The organism is Streptomyces spongiicola, assembly GCF_003122365.1.
In the GTDB taxonomy this organism is placed as follows: Bacteria; Actinomycetota; Actinomycetes; order Streptomycetales; family Streptomycetaceae; genus Streptomyces; species Streptomyces spongiicola.
In genome coordinates this window covers 2,636,144-2,654,645 of the sequence record NZ_CP029254.1, presented here as the reverse complement: position 1 = coordinate 2,654,645, position 18,502 = coordinate 2,636,144, and the positions used below count along the sequence as shown (strand labels likewise).

Here is an 18,502-nt window from a genome sequence, read left to right as displayed (position 1 = left end):
ATGAGCGAGCCGAACAAGACACTGATCCGCGGCGCGAAGGTGCTGGGCGGCGAGGTGCGTGACGTACTGATCGACGGTGAGACCGTCGTCGAGGTCGGTACCGGGATCGAGGCCGGCGGTGCCAGCGTCGTCGAGGCCGCGGGCAGGATCCTGCTGCCCGGCCTGGTCGACCTGCACACCCACCTGCGGGAGCCCGGCCGCGAGGACTCCGAGACCGTCCTCACCGGCACCCGCGCGGCCGCGAGCGGCGGCTACACCGCCGTGTTCGCCATGGCCAACACCTTCCCGGTGGCCGACACCGCCGGCGTCGTCGAGCAGGTGTGGCGGCTCGGCAGGGAGCACGGCTACTGCGACGTCCGGCCGATCGGCGCCGTCACCGTCGGCCTGGAGGGCAGGAAGCTCGCCGAACTCGGCGCCATGCACGACTCCGCGGCGGCCGTCACCGTCTTCTCCGACGACGGCAGGTGCGTCGACGACGCCGTCATCATGCGCCGGGCGCTGGAGTACGTGAAGGCGTTCGGCGGCGTCGTCGCGCAGCACGCGCAGGAGCCCCGGCTCACCGAGGGCGCCCAGATGAACGAGGGCGTCGTCTCCGCCGAACTGGGCCTCGGCGGCTGGCCCGCCGTCGCCGAGGAGTCGATCATCGCCCGTGACGTGCTGCTGGCCGAGCACGTCGGCTCGCGCGTCCACATCTGCCATCTGTCGACCGCCGGCTCCGTCGCGATCGTCCGCTGGGCCAAGTCCCGCGGCATCGACGTCACCGCCGAGGTCACCCCGCACCATCTGCTCCTCACCGACGAACTGGTCCGCACCTACGACCCCGTCTACAAGGTCAACCCGCCGCTGCGCACCGAGCGCGACGTGACGGCGCTGCGCGAGGCCCTGGCCGACGGCACGATCGACATCGTCGCCACCGACCACGCGCCGCACCCGCACGAGGACAAGGACTGCGAGTGGGCCGCGGCCGCGATGGGCATGGTCGGCCTGGAGACCGCGCTGTCCGTCGTCCAGCACACGATGGTCGACACCGGGCTGCTGACCTGGGAGGGCGTCGCCGACCGGATGTCCTTCGCGCCGGCCCGGATCGGCCGCGCCGAGGGCCACGGGCGGCCCGTCTCGGCAGGTGAGCCCGCCAACCTCACCCTGCTCGATCCGGCATACCGTGGAACCGTGGACCCCGCGGGCTTCGCCTCCCGCAGCCGCAACACCCCCTACGAGGGCCGCGAGCTGCCGGGGCGCGTCACCCACACGTTCCTGCGGGGCCGCGCGACGCTCATGGACGGGAAGCTGGCGTGAGGACACCACTGGTCATTCAGGCGGCCGAAGAGGCCGAGCGGAAGTCGGCGGAGGTGACCGACTGGGCCGCCCGGCTCGGCTGGGTCGCCGGGCTCCTGCTCTTCATCGCCCTCGTCTACTGGCTGATGCGCCAGGGCTGGAAGTGGCGGGGCGAACTCCAGTCCGGGCTGCCCGAGCTTCCGGTGACCCCCGAGGACGCCGGTGAGGCGAGGCTCCGGCTCAGCGGCCGCTACCACGGCTCCACGACCGCCGGGCAGTGGCTCGACCGGATCGTCGCCCGGGGCCTGGGCAACCGCAGCCGCGCCGAGCTGACGCTCACCGGCGCCGGAATCGACGTCGTACGCCCCGGGGCCGCCGACTTCTTCATCCCGGCCGGGGCCCTGCGCGGCGCCCGCCTCGACAAGGGCATCGCCGGGAAGGTGCTCACCGAGGGCGGTCTGCTGATCGTCACCTGGGAGCACGGCGACCGGCTGATCGACTCCGGTTTCCGCTCCGACCGGGCGGCCGACCACACCGCCTGGGTCGGGGCCGTCGACTCCATCACCAAGAACGACACCACGGAAGGCGCCGCACGATGACGACCTCCACCAGGGGAACCCGGGTTCCCGCCGTACTCGTCCTGGAGGACGGCCGGACCTTTCGCGGCCGTGCCTACGGGGCGGTGGGGACGACCTTCGGCGAGGCCGTGTTCTCCACCGGGATGACCGGCTACCAGGAGACCCTCACCGACCCCTCGTACCACCGGCAGGTCGTGGTGATGACCGCCCCGCACGTCGGCAACACCGGCGTCAACGACGAGGACCCCGAGTCGCGGCGCGTCTGGGTGTCCGGCTATGTCGTGCGCGACCCCGCCCGGGTCCCCTCCAACTGGCGCTCCCGCCGCTCCCTCGACGAGGAGCTCGCGGCCCAGGGCGTCGTCGGCATCAGCGGTGTCGACACCCGAGCCCTCACCCGCCATCTGCGCGAGCGGGGAGCGATGCGCGTCGGGATCTTCTCCGGCAACGCGCTGCCCGACGAGGGCACGATGCTCGCCGAGGTCCGCCAGGCGCCCGAGATGAAGGGCGCCGACCTGGCGGCGGAGGTGACCACCGGGGAGGCGTACGTCGTCCCCGCGATCGGCCCCGACGGCGAGGCCGTACCGGTCGGCACGGCGAGGTTCACCGTCGCCGCGGTCGACCTCGGCATCAAGGGCATGACCCCGCACCGGATGGCCGAGCGGGGCATCGAGGTGCACGTCCTGCCCGCCACCGCGACGGTGGAGGAGGTGTACGCGGTCGGCCCCGACGGCGTGTTCTTCTCCAACGGCCCCGGTGACCCGGCCACCGCCGACCACGCCGTCTCGGTGATGCGGGGCGTGCTGGAGCGCGGGACGCCGCTGTTCGGGATCTGCTTCGGCAACCAGATCCTGGGCCGGGCGCTGGGCTTCGGCACCTACAAGCTCAAGTACGGCCACCGGGGCATCAACCAGCCCGTGCAGGACCGTACGACCGGCAGGGTCGAGGTCACCGCGCACAACCACGGCTTCGCCGTGGACGCCCCGCTCGACCGGGTCTCCGACACCCCCTACGGCCGCGCCGAGGTCTCCCACGTCTGCCTGAACGACGACGTGGTGGAGGGCCTCCGGCTGCTCGACCGGCCGGCCTTCAGCGTCCAGTACCACCCCGAGGCGGCCGCGGGTCCGCACGACGCCGCGTACCTGTTCGACCGCTTCGTCTCCCTGATGGAGGGCCAGCGTGCCTAAGCGCACCGATATCCAGTCCGTCCTGGTCATCGGCTCCGGCCCGATCGTCATCGGTCAGGCAGCCGAGTTCGACTACTCCGGCACCCAGGCCTGCCGGGTCCTCAAGTCCGAGGGCCTGCGCGTCGTCCTGGTGAACTCCAACCCGGCGACGATCATGACCGACCCGGAGATCGCCGACGCCACGTACGTGGAGCCGATCACCCCCGACTACGTCGAGAAGATCATCGCCAAGGAGCGCCCCGACGCGCTCCTGCCCACCCTCGGCGGCCAGACCGCGCTCAACACGGCGATCTCCCTCCACGAGGCGGGGACGCTGGAGAAGTACGGCGTCGAGCTGATCGGGGCCAACGTCGAGGCGATCAACAAGGGCGAGGACCGCGACCTGTTCAAGGAGGTCGTGGAGGAGGTCCGCAGGAAGATCGGCCACGGCGAGTCCGCCCGCTCGGTGATCTGCCACTCCATGGACGACGTCCTCAAGGGCGTGGACATCCTCGGCGGCTACCCCGTGGTCGTCCGCCCCTCCTTCACCATGGGCGGCGCCGGCTCCGGCTTCGCCCACGACGAGGACGAGCTGCGGCGCATCGCGGGCCAGGGCCTGACCCTGTCGCCCACCACCGAGGTGCTCCTGGAGGAGTCCATCCTCGGCTGGAAGGAGTACGAGCTGGAGCTGATGCGCGACAAGAACGACAACGTCGTGGTCGTCTGCTCCATCGAGAACTTCGACCCCATGGGCGTGCACACCGGCGACTCGATCACGGTCGCACCCGCGATGACGCTGACCGACCGCGAGTACCAGGTCCTGCGCGACATCGGTATCGCCGTCATCCGCGAGGTGGGCGTCGACACCGGCGGCTGCAACATCCAGTTCGCCGTCGACCCCGAGAACGGCCGGGTCATCGTCATCGAGATGAACCCGCGGGTGTCCCGCTCCTCCGCCCTGGCCTCCAAGGCCACCGGATTCCCGATCGCGAAGATCGCGGCGCGGCTCGCCGTGGGCTACACCCTCGACGAGATCCCGAACGACATCACGGAGCAGACGCCGGCCTCCTTCGAGCCGACGCTCGACTATGTGGTCGTCAAGGCCCCGCGCTTCGCCTTCGAGAAGTTCCCCTCCGCGGACAGCACGCTCACCACGACCATGAAGTCCGTGGGCGAGGCCATGGCCATCGGCCGCAACTTCACCGAGGCCCTGCAGAAGGCGCTGCGCTCGCTGGAGAAGAAGGGCAGCCAGTTCGACTTCACCGGCGAGCCCGGCGACAAGGACGAGCTGCTGCGCGAGGCGGGCCGTCCGACCGACGGCCGGATCAACACCGTGATGGCGGCCATCCGCGCCGGAGCCACCCGGCGGGAGGTCTTCGAGGCGTCGAGGATCGACCCGTGGTTCGTCGACCAGCTGTTCCTGGTCAAGGAGATCGCCGACGACCTGGCCGACGCGGAGAAGCTCGCCCCCGACCTGCTGGCCGAGGCCAAGCGCCACGGCTTCTCGGACGCCCAGATCGCCGGAATCCGCGGCCTGCGCGAGGACGTCGTCCGCGAGGTGCGCCACGCCCTGGGCATCCGCCCGGTCTACAAGACGGTCGACACCTGCGCCGCCGAGTTCGCCGCGAGGACCCCCTACTTCTACTCGTCCTACGACGAGGAGTCCGAGGTCGCCCCGCGGGAGAAGCCCGCGGTGATCATCCTGGGATCCGGCCCGAACCGCATCGGCCAGGGCATCGAGTTCGACTACTCCTGCGTCCACGCGTCCTTCGCGCTGAGCGACGCCGGCTACGAGACCGTCATGGTCAACTGCAACCCCGAGACGGTCTCCACCGACTACGACACCTCCGACCGGCTGTACTTCGAGCCGCTCACCCTCGAGGACGTCCTGGAGATCGTGCACGCCGAGCAGCAGGCCGGCCCGGTCGCAGGTGTCGTCGTCCAGCTCGGCGGCCAGACCCCGCTCGGCCTCTCCCAGGCGCTGAAGGACAACGGCGTCCCGATCGTCGGCACGTCCCCCGAGGCCATCCACGCGGCCGAGGACCGCGGTGCCTTCGGGCGGGTGCTCGCCGACGCCGGGCTGCCGGCGCCCAAGCACGGCACCGCGACGACCTTCGCCGAGGCCAAGGCCATCGCCGACGAGATCGGCTACCCGGTCCTCGTACGCCCCTCGTACGTGCTCGGCGGCCGCGGTATGGAGATCGTCTACGACGAGACGCGGCTCCGGGCGTACATCGCGGAGTCCACCGAGATCGGCCCCGACCGGCCGGTCCTGGTCGACCGCTTCCTCGACGACGCCATCGAGATCGACGTGGACGCCCTCTACGACGGCACCGAGCTCTACCTCGGCGGAGTGATGGAGCACATCGAGGAGGCCGGCATCCACTCCGGCGACTCCGCCTGCGCCCTGCCCCCGATCACCCTCGGCGGCTTCGACGTCAAGCGGCTGCGGGCGTCGACCGAGGCCATCGCCCGCGGCGTCGGGGTACGCGGACTGATCAACATCCAGTTCGCGATGGCCGGCGACATCCTGTACGTGCTGGAGGCCAACCCGCGCGCCTCCCGCACCGTGCCGTTCACCTCCAAGGCGACCGCCGTGCCGCTGGCCAAGGCCGCCGCGCGGATCTCGCTGGGCGCCACCATCGCCGAACTGCGCGAGGAGGGCCTGCTGCCGGCCCGGGGCGACGGGGGCACCCTCCCGCTGGACGCCCCGATCTCCGTCAAGGAGGCCGTGATGCCGTGGAGCCGCTTCCGCGACATCCACGGGCGCGGCGTCGACACGGTCCTCGGCCCGGAGATGCGCTCCACCGGCGAGGTCATGGGCATCGACAGCGTCTTCGGCACCGCGTACGCCAAGTCCCAGGCCGGGGCCTACGGTCCGCTGCCCACCAGGGGCCGCGCGTTCATCTCCGTCGCCAACCGGGACAAGCGCTCGATGATCTTCCCGGCCCGGGAGCTGGTCGCCCACGGCTTCGAACTGCTCGCCACCTCCGGCACCGCCGAGGTGCTCAGGCGCAACGGCATCCACGCCACCGTCGTGCGCAAGCAGTCCGAGGGCGAGGGCCCCGGCGGCGAGAAGACCATCGTCCAGCTCATCCACGACGGCCAGGTCGACCTCATCGTCAACACCCCCTACGGCACGGGCGGCCGTCTCGACGGCTACGACATCCGCACCGCGGCCGTGGCCCGCGGCGTCCCCTGCCTGACCACCGTCCAGGCGCTCGCCGCCGCGGTCCAGGGCATCGACGCGCTCAACCTCGGCGGGGTGGGCGTCCGCTCGCTCCAGGAACACGCGGAGCAGCTGGTCGCGGCCCGCGACTAGCAGCCCACGAGGGGGACACCGAACCGGTGTCCCCCTCTTCGTGAGGACACCCGTCCTCGTGAGGAGACACAGGACACCACTGGGATGTACAAGCTCTTCTTCAACCTGATCTTCCGGCGGATGGACCCGGAGAAGGCCCACCACCTCGCCTTCCGGTGGATCCGGCTCGCCGCCCGCCTGCCGGTGCTGCGCACGCTCGCCGCCGCCGTGCTCGCGCCCCGCTACGGGGAACTGCGCACCGAGGCCCTCGGCCTGCGGATGCACGGCCCCTTCGGTCTCGCCGCCGGCTTCGACAAGAACGCCGCCGCCATCGACGGCATGTCCATGCTCGGCTTCGACCATGTCGAGATCGGCACCGTCACGGCGCAGCCCCAGCCGGGCAACCCCCGCACCAGGCTCTTCCGCCTGGTACCGGACCGGGCGCTGATCAACCGCATGGGATTCAACAACGACGGTTCGGCCGCCGTCGCCGCCCGGCTCGCCGCCCGCCGGGAGGTCTTCCGCACGGTCGTCGGCGTCAACATCGGCAAGACCAAGGCCGTCCCCGAGGAGGAGGCCGTCGCCGACTACGTGACCTCCACCGAGCGGCTCGCCGCCCACGCGGACTACCTCGTGGTCAACGTCAGCTCGCCCAACACCCCGGGCCTGCGGAACCTCCAGGCCACGCAGGCACTGCGCCCCCTGCTCCGGGCGGTGCGCGAGGCCGCCGACCGCACGGTCACCGGGCGCCGCGTCCCGCTCCTGGTCAAGATCGCCCCGGACCTCGCCGACGCGGACGTGGACGCCGTCGCCGACCTCGCCGTCGAGCTGGGCCTCGACGGCATCATCGCCACCAACACCACCGTCGCCCGCGACGGCCTCGGCCTGAGATCCGACCCGGAGCTGGTGGGGGAGACCGGCGGACTGTCCGGCGCACCCGTCAAGGAGCGCTCCCTGGAGGTGCTGCGCCGCCTGTACGCCCGCGTCGGGGACCGCATCACGCTCGTCGGCGTCGGCGGCATCGAGAACGCCGAGGACGCCTGGCGGCGCATCCTGGCCGGCGCCACCCTCGTCCAGGGCTACAGCGCCTTCGTCTACGAGGGCCCGTTCTACGCCAGGTCCGTCCACAAGGGCCTGGCCGCACGGCTCGCGGCGAGCCCCCACGCAACCCTCGCCGAGGCCGTCGGCGCCGAGACCCGAAAGGCGGCCACCGCATGAGTACACCGGAACCGTTCGGCACCCGACTGCGCCGGGCCATGGACGCCCGCGGCCCGCTATGCGTCGGCATCGACCCGCACGCCTCGCTGCTGACCGCCTGGGGGCTGGCCGACGACGTCAACGGCCTGGAGCGGTTCACCCGCACCGTGGTCGAGGCGCTCGCCGACCGGGTCGCCGTCCTCAAGCCGCAGTCCGCGTTCTTCGAGCGCTTCGGCTCGCGGGGCCTCGCGGTGCTGGAGCAGGCCGTGGCCGAGGCCCGGGCCGCCGGAGCGCTGGTCCTGATGGACGCCAAACGCGGCGACATCGGCTCCACCATGGGCGCCTACGCGGAGGCCTTCCTCGACCGGCGCTCGCCGCTGTTCTCCGACGCCGTGACGGTCTCGCCGTACCTCGGCTTCGGGTCGCTGCGCCCGGCGCTCGACCAGGCCGTCCTCAGCGGCTGCGGGGTCTTCGTCCTCGCCCTCACCTCCAACCCGGAGGGCGCCGAGGTCCAGCGCGCCACGGCCTCGGGCGGGGGCTCGCTCGCCCAGCTCATGCTCGACCACATGGCCGACGAGAACGCCGGGGCGGACCCGATGGGCCCGGTCGGCGCCGTGGTCGGCGCCACGCTCGGCGCCGCGGGAGTGGACCTGGACATCAACGGCCCGCTCCTCGCGCCGGGCATCGGAGCCCAGGGCGCGACGCCGGCGGACCTGCCGGGCGTCTTCGGCGGCGCCGTGCGCAACGTCGTGCCGAGCGTGAGCCGCGGCGTCCTGCGGCACGGCCCGGACAGGGCCGCCCCTGCGTGCGGCGCCGAGCGCTTCGCCGGAGATCGCGTGGCGGTCGGCGGAGCGTAGCCCCGCGGGCGGCGCCGCCGCTCCCGGGTCTTCGCGGTTCCGTCCGGGTCGCCGCGGGTCTGCCGCGGGTTCCTCCGGTCTTCGCGTTCCGCCGCGAGATCCCTGCGGCCCGTTCCGGTCCGTTCGCGGGTCCGTCCTGAGTCGCCCGGTCCGTTCGCGGGTCCGTCCCGGTCCGCTGGTGTCCGCGGGCGCTCCGGGGGGCCGCAGCGGGGAGCCCGCCTTCGAGCGCCTGCCGGGTCGCTCGGCAGGGCGCTCATCTGCGCCTTCGACCGACGCTTTCTTGACAGATGGAGGGTCCATATGTCTGGAATATCCAAGTCGGCCGATGCTGACCAGGACTTTTCCGCTGTTCTCGCTGACTGGAGCGGTCCAGGCCGCTAGTCTCCGTCGAGAGTCAGCGATGCAACGGCCACTGCGTTGTTCGTTGCTCGCCTGGTGTGGGCCGACTAGGTTCCTCACCGGTCCGTATCCGACAGTTCGACATCCGAGGTGACGTAGGCGTGGCTCTTCCGCCCCTTACCCCTGAACAGCGCGCAGCCGCGCTCGAAAAGGCCGCCGCGGCTCGCCGGGAGCGGGCCGAGGTCAAGAATCGACTCAAGCACTCCGGCGCCTCCCTCCACGAGGTCATCAAGCAGGGCCAGGAGAACAACGTCATCGGCAAGATGAAGGTCTCCGCCCTGCTCGAGTCGCTCCCCGGCGTCGGCAAGGTCCGTGCCAAGCAGATCATGGAGCGACTGGGCATCTCCGAGAGCCGCCGTGTGCGGGGTCTCGGCTCGAACCAGATCGCGTCGCTCGAGCGCGAGTTCGGCGGCGGCCCCGCCTGACGTTCCCGGGCACTCCCGGGAAGCTGGATAATCGCTGCATGGCAGCAGAGGTACGTCCGCGGCTGACCGTGCTCTCCGGCCCCTCCGGGGTCGGCAAGAGCACGGTCGTCGCCCATATGCGCAAGGTCCACCCCGAGGTCTGGCTCTCGGTGTCGGCCACCACCCGCAAGCCGCGCCCCGGAGAGCGCCACGGTGTCCAGTACTTCTTCGTCGGCGACGACGAGTTCGACAAACTGGTCGCCAACGGCGAACTCCTGGAATGGGCAGAGTTCGCGGGAAACCGCTACGGCACTCCGCGCCGGGCGGTCCAGGAGCGCCTGGAGGCCGGGGAACCGGTGCTCCTGGAGATCGACCTCCAGGGCGCGCGCCAGGTCAAGGAGTCCATGCCGGCCTCCCAGCTGGTCTTCCTGGCCCCGCCGAGCTGGGACGAACTGGTCCGCCGCCTCACCGGCCGCGGCACCGAGGCCCCCGACGTCATCGAGCGGCGGCTGGCGGCCGCGAAGGTCGAGCTGGCGGCGGAGCCGGAGTTCGACACCACCCTGGTGAACACCTCCGTCGAGGACGTCGCCCGTGAGCTGCTAGCCTTGATGGAAGTTGTCTGATCTTTCTGATCTCCCCGTAGTTTCTTCGGAAGGCTAGAGCGTGTCCTCTTCCATCACCGCGCCCGAGGGCATCATCAACCCGCCGATCGACGAGCTGCTCGAGGCGACCGACTCGAAGTACAGCCTGGTGATCTACGCCGCCAAGCGCGCGCGTCAGATCAACGCGTACTACTCGCAGCTCGGTGAAGGGCTCCTCGAGTACGTCGGTCCGCTGGTGGACACCCACGTGCACGAGAAGCCGCTGTCGATCGCCCTGCGCGAGATCAACGCGGGTCTGCTGACCTCCGAGGCCGTCGAGGGCCCGGCCCAGTAGTACCGTCCCGGGGCGCTCCGCGAGCGGTCCCGGGCAGCACGCGGCACTGTCACCACAGGCCCGGCGGAGCACCCGCCGGGCCTGTGGTGTGTCATAGAGGCGATACGTGTCGTGATCGGCGGGGTGGCGGGAGAGGCAGTGGACAAGCCGAGGGTCGTTCTGGGTGTCAGCGGCGGTATCGCCGCCTACAAGGCGTGCGAGCTGCTGCGCAGGCTGACCGAGTCCGGGCACGACGTCCGGGTCGTGCCCACCGCCTCCGCGCTCAGGTTCGTCGGCGCCGCGACCTGGTCCGCCCTTTCGGGGCACCCGGTCTCGGCCGAGGTCTGGACCGACGTCCACGAGGTCCCGCACGTGCGGATCGGGCAGGACGCCGACCTCGTCGTCGTCGCCCCCGCCACCGCCGACACCCTGGCCAGGGCGGCCCACGGACTCGCCGACGACCTGCTGACCAACACCCTGCTCACCGCCCGCTGCCCGGTCGTCTTCGCGCCCGCGATGCACACCGAGATGTGGGAGCACCCCGCGACCCGGGAGAACGCGGCGGTGCTGCGCCGCCGCGGTGCCGTGGTCATCGAGCCGGCCGTCGGCCGGCTCACCGGCGCAGACACGGGCAAGGGCCGGCTGCCCGATCCCGGCGAGATCTTCGAGGTCTGCCGCCGGGTGCTGGCCCGCGGCGCGGTGGCCCCCGACCTGGCCGGACGCCATGTCGTGGTCAGCGCCGGCGGCACCCGTGAGCCCCTCGACCCCGTCCGGTACCTGGGGAACCGCTCCTCCGGCAAACAGGGCTACGCGCTGGCCCGCACCGCCGCGGCCCGCGGGGCCCGGGTGACGCTGATCGAGGCCAACACCGGCATGACCGACCCGGCCGGTGTCGACGTCGTCCACGTCGGCACCGCGCTGCAACTGCGCGAGGCCGTGCTGAAGGCCGCCCCCGGCGCCGACGCGGTCGTGATGGCCGCCGCGGTGGCCGACTTCCGCCCCGCGGTGTATGCCGAGGGGAAGATCAAGAAGAAGGACGGGCAGGAGCAGGCGCCGATCGCCCTGGTCCGCAACCCGGACATCCTCGCCGAGATCTCCGCGGCGCGGCCCCGCCCCGGCCGGCTGGTGGTGGGTTTCGCCGCCGAGACCGACGACGTGCTCGCCAACGGCCGCGAGAAGCTCCGTCGCAAGGGCTGCGACCTGCTGGTCGTCAACGAGGTGGGGGAGCACCGGACGTTCGGCTCCGAGGAGAACGAGGCCGTGGTCCTGGCGGCGGACGGGGGTGAGACGCCGGTTCCGCACGGCCCCAAGGAAGGACTGGCGGACACGGTCTGGGACCTGGTCGCGGCCCGGCTGGGCTGAGATCTCCGGTGGGGCCGCCCGCCGCCCTTTCCCGCGGCCGTTCCCGCCGCCCTTTCCCGCGGCCCGGCATCCGCGGCCCCGGGCGGGATGGGAGGCGGCACTGCTTCCCGCGGTCGGGTCCCGGCGGACACGCCGGGACCCGGGGAGTCCGGGATGAATTTCCCCCACCGCGCAAAGGCCCGTCAAATCCGTCGAAACCCGACCTTTCGGCTGTGCTTCGCCGTCGTCCGCGGCAGGGTGGCGGGTGATTCGGCCCACGGTTGGCCGACCGGGGAGCGAGACGCTGGTCCGGTCGAGGGCGGTGCCCGATAAACTGTGCCGCGGAACGACGTGGGGCGCAGCCCCCGGCCGGTCCGCCAATGATCAGCCAGCAGCCGCTGCAACCACAGGGAGCGTTGTGTCCCGTCGCCTGTTCACCTCGGAGTCCGTGACCGAGGGTCATCCTGACAAGATCGCTGACCAGATCAGTGACACCATCCTCGATGCGTTGTTGCGGGAGGATCCGTCTTCCCGGGTTGCTGTGGAGACGTTGGTCACTACCGGTTTGGTGCATGTTGCCGGTGAGGTGACGACGAAGGCGTGGGCGGATATTCCCACGTTGGTGCGGGGCAGGATTCTGGAGATCGGCTACGACTCGTCGAAGAAGGGTTTCGACGGTGCTTCGTGTGGTGTGTCGGTGTCGATCGGTGCGCAGTCGCCGGATATCGCGCAGGGTGTGGATGCGGCGTATGAGAGCCGGGTGGAGGGTGATGGGGACGAGCTGGATCGTCAGGGTGCGGGCGATCAGGGGTTGATGTTCGGGTATGCGTGTGATGAGACGCCGGAGTTGATGCCGCTGCCGATTCATCTGGCGCACCGGTTGTCGCGCCGGTTGTCGGAGGTGCGGAGGAACGGGGCGATTCCGTATCTGCGGCCGGACGGCAAGACGCAGGTCACGATCGAGTACGACGGTGACAAGGCGGTGCGCCTGGACACGGTGGTGGTGTCCTCGCAGCATGCCTCGGACATCGATCTGGACTCGTTGCTGGCGCCGGATATCCGTGAGTTCGTGGTGGAGCATGTGCTGGGGCGGTTGGTGGAGGACGGTATCAAGCTGGATACCGAGGGCTACCGTCTGCTGGTGAATCCGACGGGCCGGTTCGAGATCGGCGGCCCGATGGGCGATGCGGGTCTGACCGGCCGGAAGATCATCATCGACACCTATGGTGGTATGGCGCGCCATGGGGGCGGGGCGTTCTCGGGGAAGGACCCGTCCAAGGTGGACCGCTCGGCCGCCTATGCGATGCGCTGGGTGGCGAAGAACGTCGTGGCGGCGGGCCTGGCCTCGCGCTGCGAGGTCCAGGTCGCCTACGCGATCGGCAAGGCCGAGCCGGTCGGCCTGTTCGTCGAGACCTTCGGCACCGCCCAGATCGACACAGACAAGATCGAAAACGCCATCGGCGACGTCTTCGACCTCCGCCCCGCCGCCATCATCCGCGACCTCGACCTCCTGCGCCCCATCTACGCCCAGACCGCCGCCTACGGCCACTTCGGCCGCGAACTCCCCGACTTCACCTGGGAACGCACCGACCGCATCGACGCCCTCCGCGCGGCGGCGGGCCTCTGACGGCGACCGCCCGACGCGAGGACCAAGGCCGCCCGGGAGCGGTTTCCAGGGGTCGTCGTGACACGAGGTCGTGCTGATCGGGCCGTGGGCATTCGTGCGGAACGCCCGGCCGGGTTTCCCGGCCGGGCGTTCCGTGTGACCGGCCATGGGGCCGGGAGGTCGTCCCGGGCCGCGAGAGGTCCGGGCCCCTGCCCGCCGGCCGTGCGCCGCCCCGCGTGCGCCGGCCGCGGCTCCCCGCGGCCGTCCGGCGCATGACGAGGGCGGAGAGCGCGAGACCGGCCCACCCGCCCTCGCCCTGCGCCGTGGTCCCCCGCCGCCCCGCGTGGGCCGTTCGGTGTCCCGCGTTGGCTGCCGGCTGTTCGGCGTTCGGCGTCCCGCGTGGGCTGTTCGGCGTTCGCGGGCCGGGCCGTTCCGCGTGCACGGCCCGGGTCGCCGCGCCGCTCGCCGTTCGCGTCCGGTGCCCTTCCGCGTCCGCCGGCCGCAGCTGACCGGGACGGTGTTCCGCGGGCCCGGGCACTGTCGGTGCCGTCTGGTAGGAATGTGGCTGTGAGCAGCGCCGACGAAGCCTCCGAGCGATCCGGGGACGGTTCGCCGGAGCAGCTTGCGCTCATCCGGGAGACCGTACGCAAGGCCGCCAGGCCGCGGGCCAGGCCGCGCACCTGGCGAGGGGCCGCCCTCGCCGGGGAGCGGCCGGTCGCCCGGGTCGTGGTGAACAAGGGCGTACTCCACCTCGACCAGTACTTCGACTACGCGGTGCCCGAGGAACTGGACGAGGACGCACAGCCCGGGGTGCGGGTCCGTGTGCGCTTCGGCGCCGGGTCCCACCGGGTCCGGGAGGGCCGCCGGGAAGGCGGCCGGCTGATCGACGGGTTCATCGTCGAGCGACGGGCCGACTCCGACTACGCCGGCCCGCTCGCCGCCCTCGCGGGCGTGGTCTCACCCGAGCCCGTGCTCAGCCCCGGACTGCTCGGTCTGGCCAGGGCGGTCGCGGACCGGTACGCGGGCAGCCTCGCCGACGTGCTCCAGCTCGCCGTGCCGCCCAGGAGCGCACGAGCGGAGTCCCGGCCGTCGCCCGCTCCGCTGCCGTCCCCGGCGCCGCCGGAGCCACGCACCTGGACCCGGTACGAGCAGGGCCCGGCCTTTCTGAACGCCCTGGCGGGCGGGGGCGTGCCGAGAGCCGTATGGACGGCGCTGCCGGGACCGCGGTGGGCAGACGAACTCGCGGGGGCCGTCGCCGCGACCCTCGCCTCCGGGAGGGGCGCCCTGGCCGTCGTCCCGGACGGGCGAGCCGTGGCCCGGGTGGACGCGGCATTGACCGGACTCCTCGGCGCGGGCCGCCACGCCGTCCTCACCGCGGAGGCCGGCCCCGAGAAGCGGTACGGGCAGTGGCTCTCCGTGCGGCGCGGCTCGGTCCGAGCGGTGGTCGGGACGCGCGCGGCGATGTTCGCGCCGGTCCGTGACCTGGGACTGGTCGCGATATGGGACGACGGGGACTCCAGCCACAGCGAGCAGCACGCGCCGCTGCCGCACGCGCGGGAAGTGCTGCTGCTGCGCGCGGCGCACGAGCACTGCGGATTCCTGCTGGGCGGCGTGAGCTGCACGGTGGAGGCCGCCCAGCTCGTCGAGACCGGCTGGGCACGGCCGCTGGCCGCGGACCGGGAGCAGGTGCGCCGTGCCGCGCCGCTGATCCGCACGGTCGGCGACGGCGATCTCGCCCGCGACGAGGCGGCACGGGCCGCCCGGCTGCCGACGCTCGCATGGCGGACGGTACGTGACGGCCTCCGGACGGGGCCGGTGCTGGTGCAGGTGCCCCGTCGCGGCTACGTACCGAGGCTGGCCTGCGAGCGCTGCCGGGCGCCCGCGCGCTGCGGCCACTGCGCGGGTCCGCTGGAGGCCCCGCGGGAGCAGGCCCTCGGATGCGGCTGGTGCGGGCGGGACGCCGCCGGCTGGCACTGCGCCGAGTGCGGCGGATCGCGGCTGCGCGCCCGGATCGTGGGGGCCCGCCGCACGGCGGAGGAGCTGGGGCGGGCGTTTCCCGCCGTCCCCGTGCGGACGTCCGGGCGGGACCATGTGCTGGACTCCGTACCCGCCCGTCCCGCGCTGGTGGTCAGCACACCGGGCGCCGAACCGGTGGCCGAGGGCGGCTACGCGGCGGCGCTGCTGCTCGACGGCTGGGCCATGCTCGGGCGCCCCGACCTGCGGGCGGGGGAGGAGGCGCTGCGGCGCTGGACGGGGGCCGCCTCGCTGGTGCGGAGCCAGGCGGACGGCGGCACGGTCGTCGTGGTCGCCGAACCCACGCTGCGCCCGGTTCAGGCGCTGGTGCGATGGGATCCGGCCGGCCATGCCCGGCGCGAGCTGGCGGAGCGCGCCGAGCTGGGGTTCCCGCCGGTATCGCGGATGGCCTCGGTGACCGGGCGCGCGGAGTCGGTGGCGGACTTCCTGGCCTCGGCGTCCCTGCCCGACGACGCCGAGGTGCTCGGGCCGGTACCCCTTCCGCCGCCTCCTCCGGGGCGACCGCGACGGCCGGGTGACCCTCCATCGGCTTCTCGGGTGGGACGGGCACCGGGAGAGCCGTGGGAGCGCGCCCTGCTGCGCGTACCGCCCGGGAGCGGCGCCGCACTCGCCGCCGCGCTGAAGTCGGCCCAGGCCGCGAGGCTGGCACGGGGCGGGGGCGGCGATCCGGTACGCATTCGGGTGGACCCGCCGGACATCGGCTGACGCCGTGACGCCGGCTGACATGGGGACGGCACTGGGCACAGGGGCGGGACGGGCCGGGATGGTTCGGGACGGCGCCGCCCGGCCCGTGCGGGACGGCGCGGCAGGTTGCCCCGCGAAGTGGAGTAGGTGAGCGAGTGCTCCGCGTTCCGGTTCCGGGCCCATGGCGATCTCCGTGGAGGCGGCAGCCCGCGAAGCGTCCCGCTGAAGCGGGCTGAACGTCCGATCCGGCCGATTCACCGCCGGCGAACTGCGGGTTTCCGTCGCCTCGATCCCCTGCACCACCCGGCGGGACGCCATCAGACACCGCCCGCGCGGCCCGGAGCGGGAGTGACCGGCGGCGTTTCGCGGCGCTGCCCCAGCCGCCCGGTTCCGCATGGGGCGCACCGCCGCCGGGCCAGGCCGCCTGGCAGGCGCGGCCCGGCGCCGCCGCGGTGCAGCCACCGCGGACCGCGGCCGAGGTGCTCGGCCCGTGCGTACTCCCTGGCGATCATGGACCAGTCGAAGACGGCGTTGTGCGCGACGAGCACCCGGAGACCTGGGCGCGCGCCCGCGCCCGGGAACTGGCCGCACCGGCGGAGAAGGCGACAGCGGAGGCTCGCGCATGACGATTCTGTTGACGGTCCTCGGCATAGTGCTCTTCGCCGTCGGGCTGCTCTTCTCCATTGCCTGGCACGAGCTCGGACATCTCTCCACCGCCAAGCTCTTCGGCATCCGCGTGCCCCAGTACATGGTCGGATTCGGCCCCACGATCTGGTCGCGTCACAAGGGCGAGACCGAGTACGGGATCAAGGCGACAGGCCGCCTGGCAGGCGCGGCCCGGCGCCGCCGCGGTGCAGCCACCGCGGAACGCGGCCGGGGCCCGGCCCCCCGCGCCACCTCCCCGGCGCACCGTGGGTGGGGTTCTGCCGGGGCGGTCGGGGGAGGGTTCTGCCGGGGCGGTCGGGGGAGGGTTCTGCCGGGGCGGTCGGGGGAGGGGTCAGCCGTTGCGCGGGCCGGGGAAGGCGCTGTGGCGGACCTCGTCGCGGAGCGGGTGGCCGCCGGGACCCGGCTGCGGCGGCATCGACCGAGCGGCCGGCACCGCGGGGGCGACGGGCATCGGGCGGGCCGCCCCGGGGTCCGGCTCCGCGGGCAGCTCGGTGGGTTGCGGCGTCGCCCGCCGCGATCCGTAACGGCGGTGCACCGCCTGCTTGGTGACGCCGAGCGCCGAGCCCACCGCGTCCCACGAGAAGCCCAGTGAGCGGTCGAAGTCGACCGCGGCGGTCACCAACGTCTCGACGCTGTCCCGCAGTTCCTGGGCCAGGCGGACGGTCGGGGCGGGTGCGCGGCCGTAGACGACGAAGCCCGTGGACGGGCCCGAGCGACGCGGACGGTAGACGTTCCCCAGCTGGGCCGTGAGCGTGCGCAGAGCGTCCACCTGCCGGCGGACCCGCTCGATGTCCCGCACCAACAGATGCAGACTTGCCCGGGCTTGGGCGTCGTGGGTGGCGTGGTCGGCCATGAACAAGCCTCTCGAACCGGCGTTGAATACGGTCGGACCGCACCGGCGGCCCGCTTCGGTCAATCTCCCTTGACAACGCGCCACCAGGTGATCTGGTCACGCTCCGCAGGTGCGTGCGCACATGCGCGGGGCGCGCGGCAGTCCGCGCGCCCCCCGTCGGCCCGCCCCATACACTGGTGCGTCGCGCGATCGCCCCGGTACACAGAGCGAGGTATTACCATTGAAACTTGTCTTCGCGGGCACCCCCGAGGTCGCCGTCCCCGCCCTGGACGCCCTGATCGCCTCCGGCCGGCACGAGGTGGCGGCGGTCGTCACCCGCCCCGACGCCCCCGCCGGCCGCGGCCGCCGCCTGGTGGCCAGCCCGGTCGCCCAGCGGGCGCAGGAGGCGGGGATCGAGGTCCTGAAGCCCGCGCGGCCGCGGGACGAGGAGTTCCTCGCCCGGCTGCGCGAGATCGCACCGGACTGCTGCCCCGTGGTCGCCTACGGCGCGCTGCTCCCCAAGCGGGCACTGGACATCCCGTCCCGCGGCTGGGTCAATCTGCACTTCTCGCTGCTGCCCGCCTGGCGCGGCGCCGCCCCGGTACAGCACGCGATCCTCGCGGGCGACGAGACGACCGGAGCCTCCACGTTCCGGATCGAGGAGGGGCTGGACTCCGGCCCGGTCTACGGTGTGATCACCGAGCGGGTGCGGCCGACGGACACCAGCGGCGACCTGCTCACCCGGCTCGCCTTCGCGGGAGCCGGGCTGCTGTCCGCGACCATGGACGGGATCGAGGAGGGCTCCCTCGAGGCCGTGCCGCAGCCCCCCGACGGGGTCAGCCTGGCACCGAAGATCACGGTCGAGGACGCGCACGTGGACTGGCACACCCCGGCCCTCCACATCGACCGCCTCGTCCGCGGCTGCACTCCCGCGCCCGGTGCGTGGACGCTGTTCCGCGGCGAGCGCCTCAAGCTGGTCGGCGTCCAGCCGCTGCCGGACCGCGCGGAGCTGGCACCCGGGGAGCTCTCGGTGGGCAAGAACCACGTGCACGCCGGGACCGGTTCGCACGCAGTCGAACTCCACTGGGTCCAGCCGCAGGGCAGGAAGCCGATGCGGGCCGCCGACTGGGCGCGCGGTGTGCGGATCGCCCCCGGGGAGACGCTCGGCTCCTGAGCGCGCACCCTCCCCGCGGGCGGGGCGCGGCGGGGCCGCCCTCCAAGGGCGCGGAGAAGCGGCCCAGGCGCCGTCC

14 protein-coding genes and 1 pseudogene are annotated in these 18,502 nt (G+C 72.8%); 14 read left to right on the top strand and 1 reads right to left on the bottom strand.

Annotated elements, in window-relative coordinates:
* The 13 genes and pseudogenes from DDQ41_RS11485 to DDQ41_RS11420 all read left to right on the top strand — a co-directional run.
* Nucleotides 1-1,296 carry a dihydroorotase gene (locus tag DDQ41_RS11485; protein ID WP_109294413.1) on the top strand — a complete coding sequence of 432 codons (1,296 nt, stop codon included), beginning with the start codon at nucleotides 1-3 and terminating at the stop codon, nucleotides 1,294-1,296.
* Nucleotides 1,293-1,874: a PH-like domain-containing protein gene (locus DDQ41_RS11480; protein WP_109294412.1), complete on the top strand. Its 582-nt coding sequence runs from the start codon at nucleotides 1,293-1,295 to the stop codon at nucleotides 1,872-1,874. The genes DDQ41_RS11485 and DDQ41_RS11480 overlap by 4 nt, the downstream gene beginning before the upstream one ends.
* The gene (carA, locus tag DDQ41_RS11475; protein ID WP_109294411.1) at nucleotides 1,871-3,037 is read left to right on the top strand and encodes a glutamine-hydrolyzing carbamoyl-phosphate synthase small subunit; all 1,167 of its coding nucleotides are present in this window, start codon (nucleotides 1,871-1,873) and stop codon (nucleotides 3,035-3,037) included. The genes DDQ41_RS11480 and carA overlap by 4 nt, the downstream gene beginning before the upstream one ends.
* Nucleotides 3,030-6,338: a carbamoyl-phosphate synthase large subunit gene (gene carB / locus DDQ41_RS11470; protein WP_109294410.1), complete on the top strand. Its 3,309-nt coding sequence runs from the start codon at nucleotides 3,030-3,032 to the stop codon at nucleotides 6,336-6,338. Before carA ends, carB begins: the two co-directional genes overlap by 8 nt.
* 84 nt (nucleotides 6,339-6,422) lie before the next feature.
* Nucleotides 6,423-7,535, top strand: a complete 1,113-nt coding sequence (locus tag DDQ41_RS11465) for a quinone-dependent dihydroorotate dehydrogenase (RefSeq protein ID WP_109294409.1) — start codon at nucleotides 6,423-6,425, stop codon at nucleotides 7,533-7,535.
* Entirely contained in the window at nucleotides 7,532-8,371 is an 840-nt protein-coding gene (gene pyrF / locus DDQ41_RS11460; protein WP_109294408.1) for an orotidine-5'-phosphate decarboxylase, read from the top strand. The genes DDQ41_RS11465 and pyrF overlap by 4 nt, the downstream gene beginning before the upstream one ends.
* 500 nt (nucleotides 8,372-8,871) lie before the next feature.
* Nucleotides 8,872-9,195 carry an integration host factor gene (locus DDQ41_RS11455; RefSeq protein ID WP_017945586.1) on the top strand — a complete coding sequence of 108 codons (324 nt, stop codon included), beginning with the start codon at nucleotides 8,872-8,874 and terminating at the stop codon, nucleotides 9,193-9,195.
* Nucleotides 9,196-9,233: 38 nt separating this feature from the next.
* Complete coding sequence (gene gmk, locus DDQ41_RS11450) at nucleotides 9,234-9,797, top strand: guanylate kinase (RefSeq protein WP_109294407.1); 564 nt, start codon at nucleotides 9,234-9,236, stop codon at nucleotides 9,795-9,797.
* A gap of 40 nt (nucleotides 9,798-9,837) precedes the next feature.
* Nucleotides 9,838-10,110 (top strand): DNA-directed RNA polymerase subunit omega, encoded by a 273-nt coding sequence (gene rpoZ, locus DDQ41_RS11445; RefSeq protein WP_003982715.1) that lies wholly within the window; start codon nucleotides 9,838-9,840, stop codon nucleotides 10,108-10,110.
* Nucleotides 10,111-10,248: 138 nt separating this feature from the next.
* Nucleotides 10,249-11,451: a bifunctional phosphopantothenoylcysteine decarboxylase/phosphopantothenate--cysteine ligase CoaBC gene (gene coaBC, locus DDQ41_RS11440; RefSeq protein WP_109294406.1), complete on the top strand. Its 1,203-nt coding sequence runs from the start codon at nucleotides 10,249-10,251 to the stop codon at nucleotides 11,449-11,451.
* A 397-nt stretch (nucleotides 11,452-11,848) separates the two neighbouring features.
* Complete coding sequence (gene metK, locus DDQ41_RS11435) at nucleotides 11,849-13,057, top strand: methionine adenosyltransferase (protein ID WP_109294405.1); 1,209 nt, start codon at nucleotides 11,849-11,851, stop codon at nucleotides 13,055-13,057.
* A gap of 546 nt (nucleotides 13,058-13,603) precedes the next feature.
* The gene (locus DDQ41_RS11430; protein ID WP_109294404.1) at nucleotides 13,604-15,775 is read left to right on the top strand and encodes a primosomal protein N'; all 2,172 of its coding nucleotides are present in this window, start codon (nucleotides 13,604-13,606) and stop codon (nucleotides 15,773-15,775) included.
* Between the two features lie 601 nt (nucleotides 15,776-16,376).
* A pseudogene (locus DDQ41_RS11420) lies at nucleotides 16,377-16,658 on the top strand (site-2 protease family protein); the annotation flags it as partial.
* A gap of 93 nt (nucleotides 16,659-16,751) precedes the next feature.
* Here the strand turns inward: DDQ41_RS11420 and DDQ41_RS11415 are convergent.
* Entirely contained in the window at nucleotides 16,752-17,273 is a 522-nt protein-coding gene (locus tag DDQ41_RS11415; RefSeq protein ID WP_109297678.1) for a hypothetical protein, read from the bottom strand.
* Between the two features lie 220 nt (nucleotides 17,274-17,493).
* Here DDQ41_RS11415 and fmt point away from each other — a divergent pair, with 220 nt between their 5' ends.
* Complete coding sequence (gene fmt, locus DDQ41_RS11410; RefSeq protein WP_109294402.1) at nucleotides 17,494-18,426, top strand: methionyl-tRNA formyltransferase; 933 nt, start codon at nucleotides 17,494-17,496, stop codon at nucleotides 18,424-18,426.
* Nucleotides 18,427-18,502: the final 76 nt, after the last annotated feature.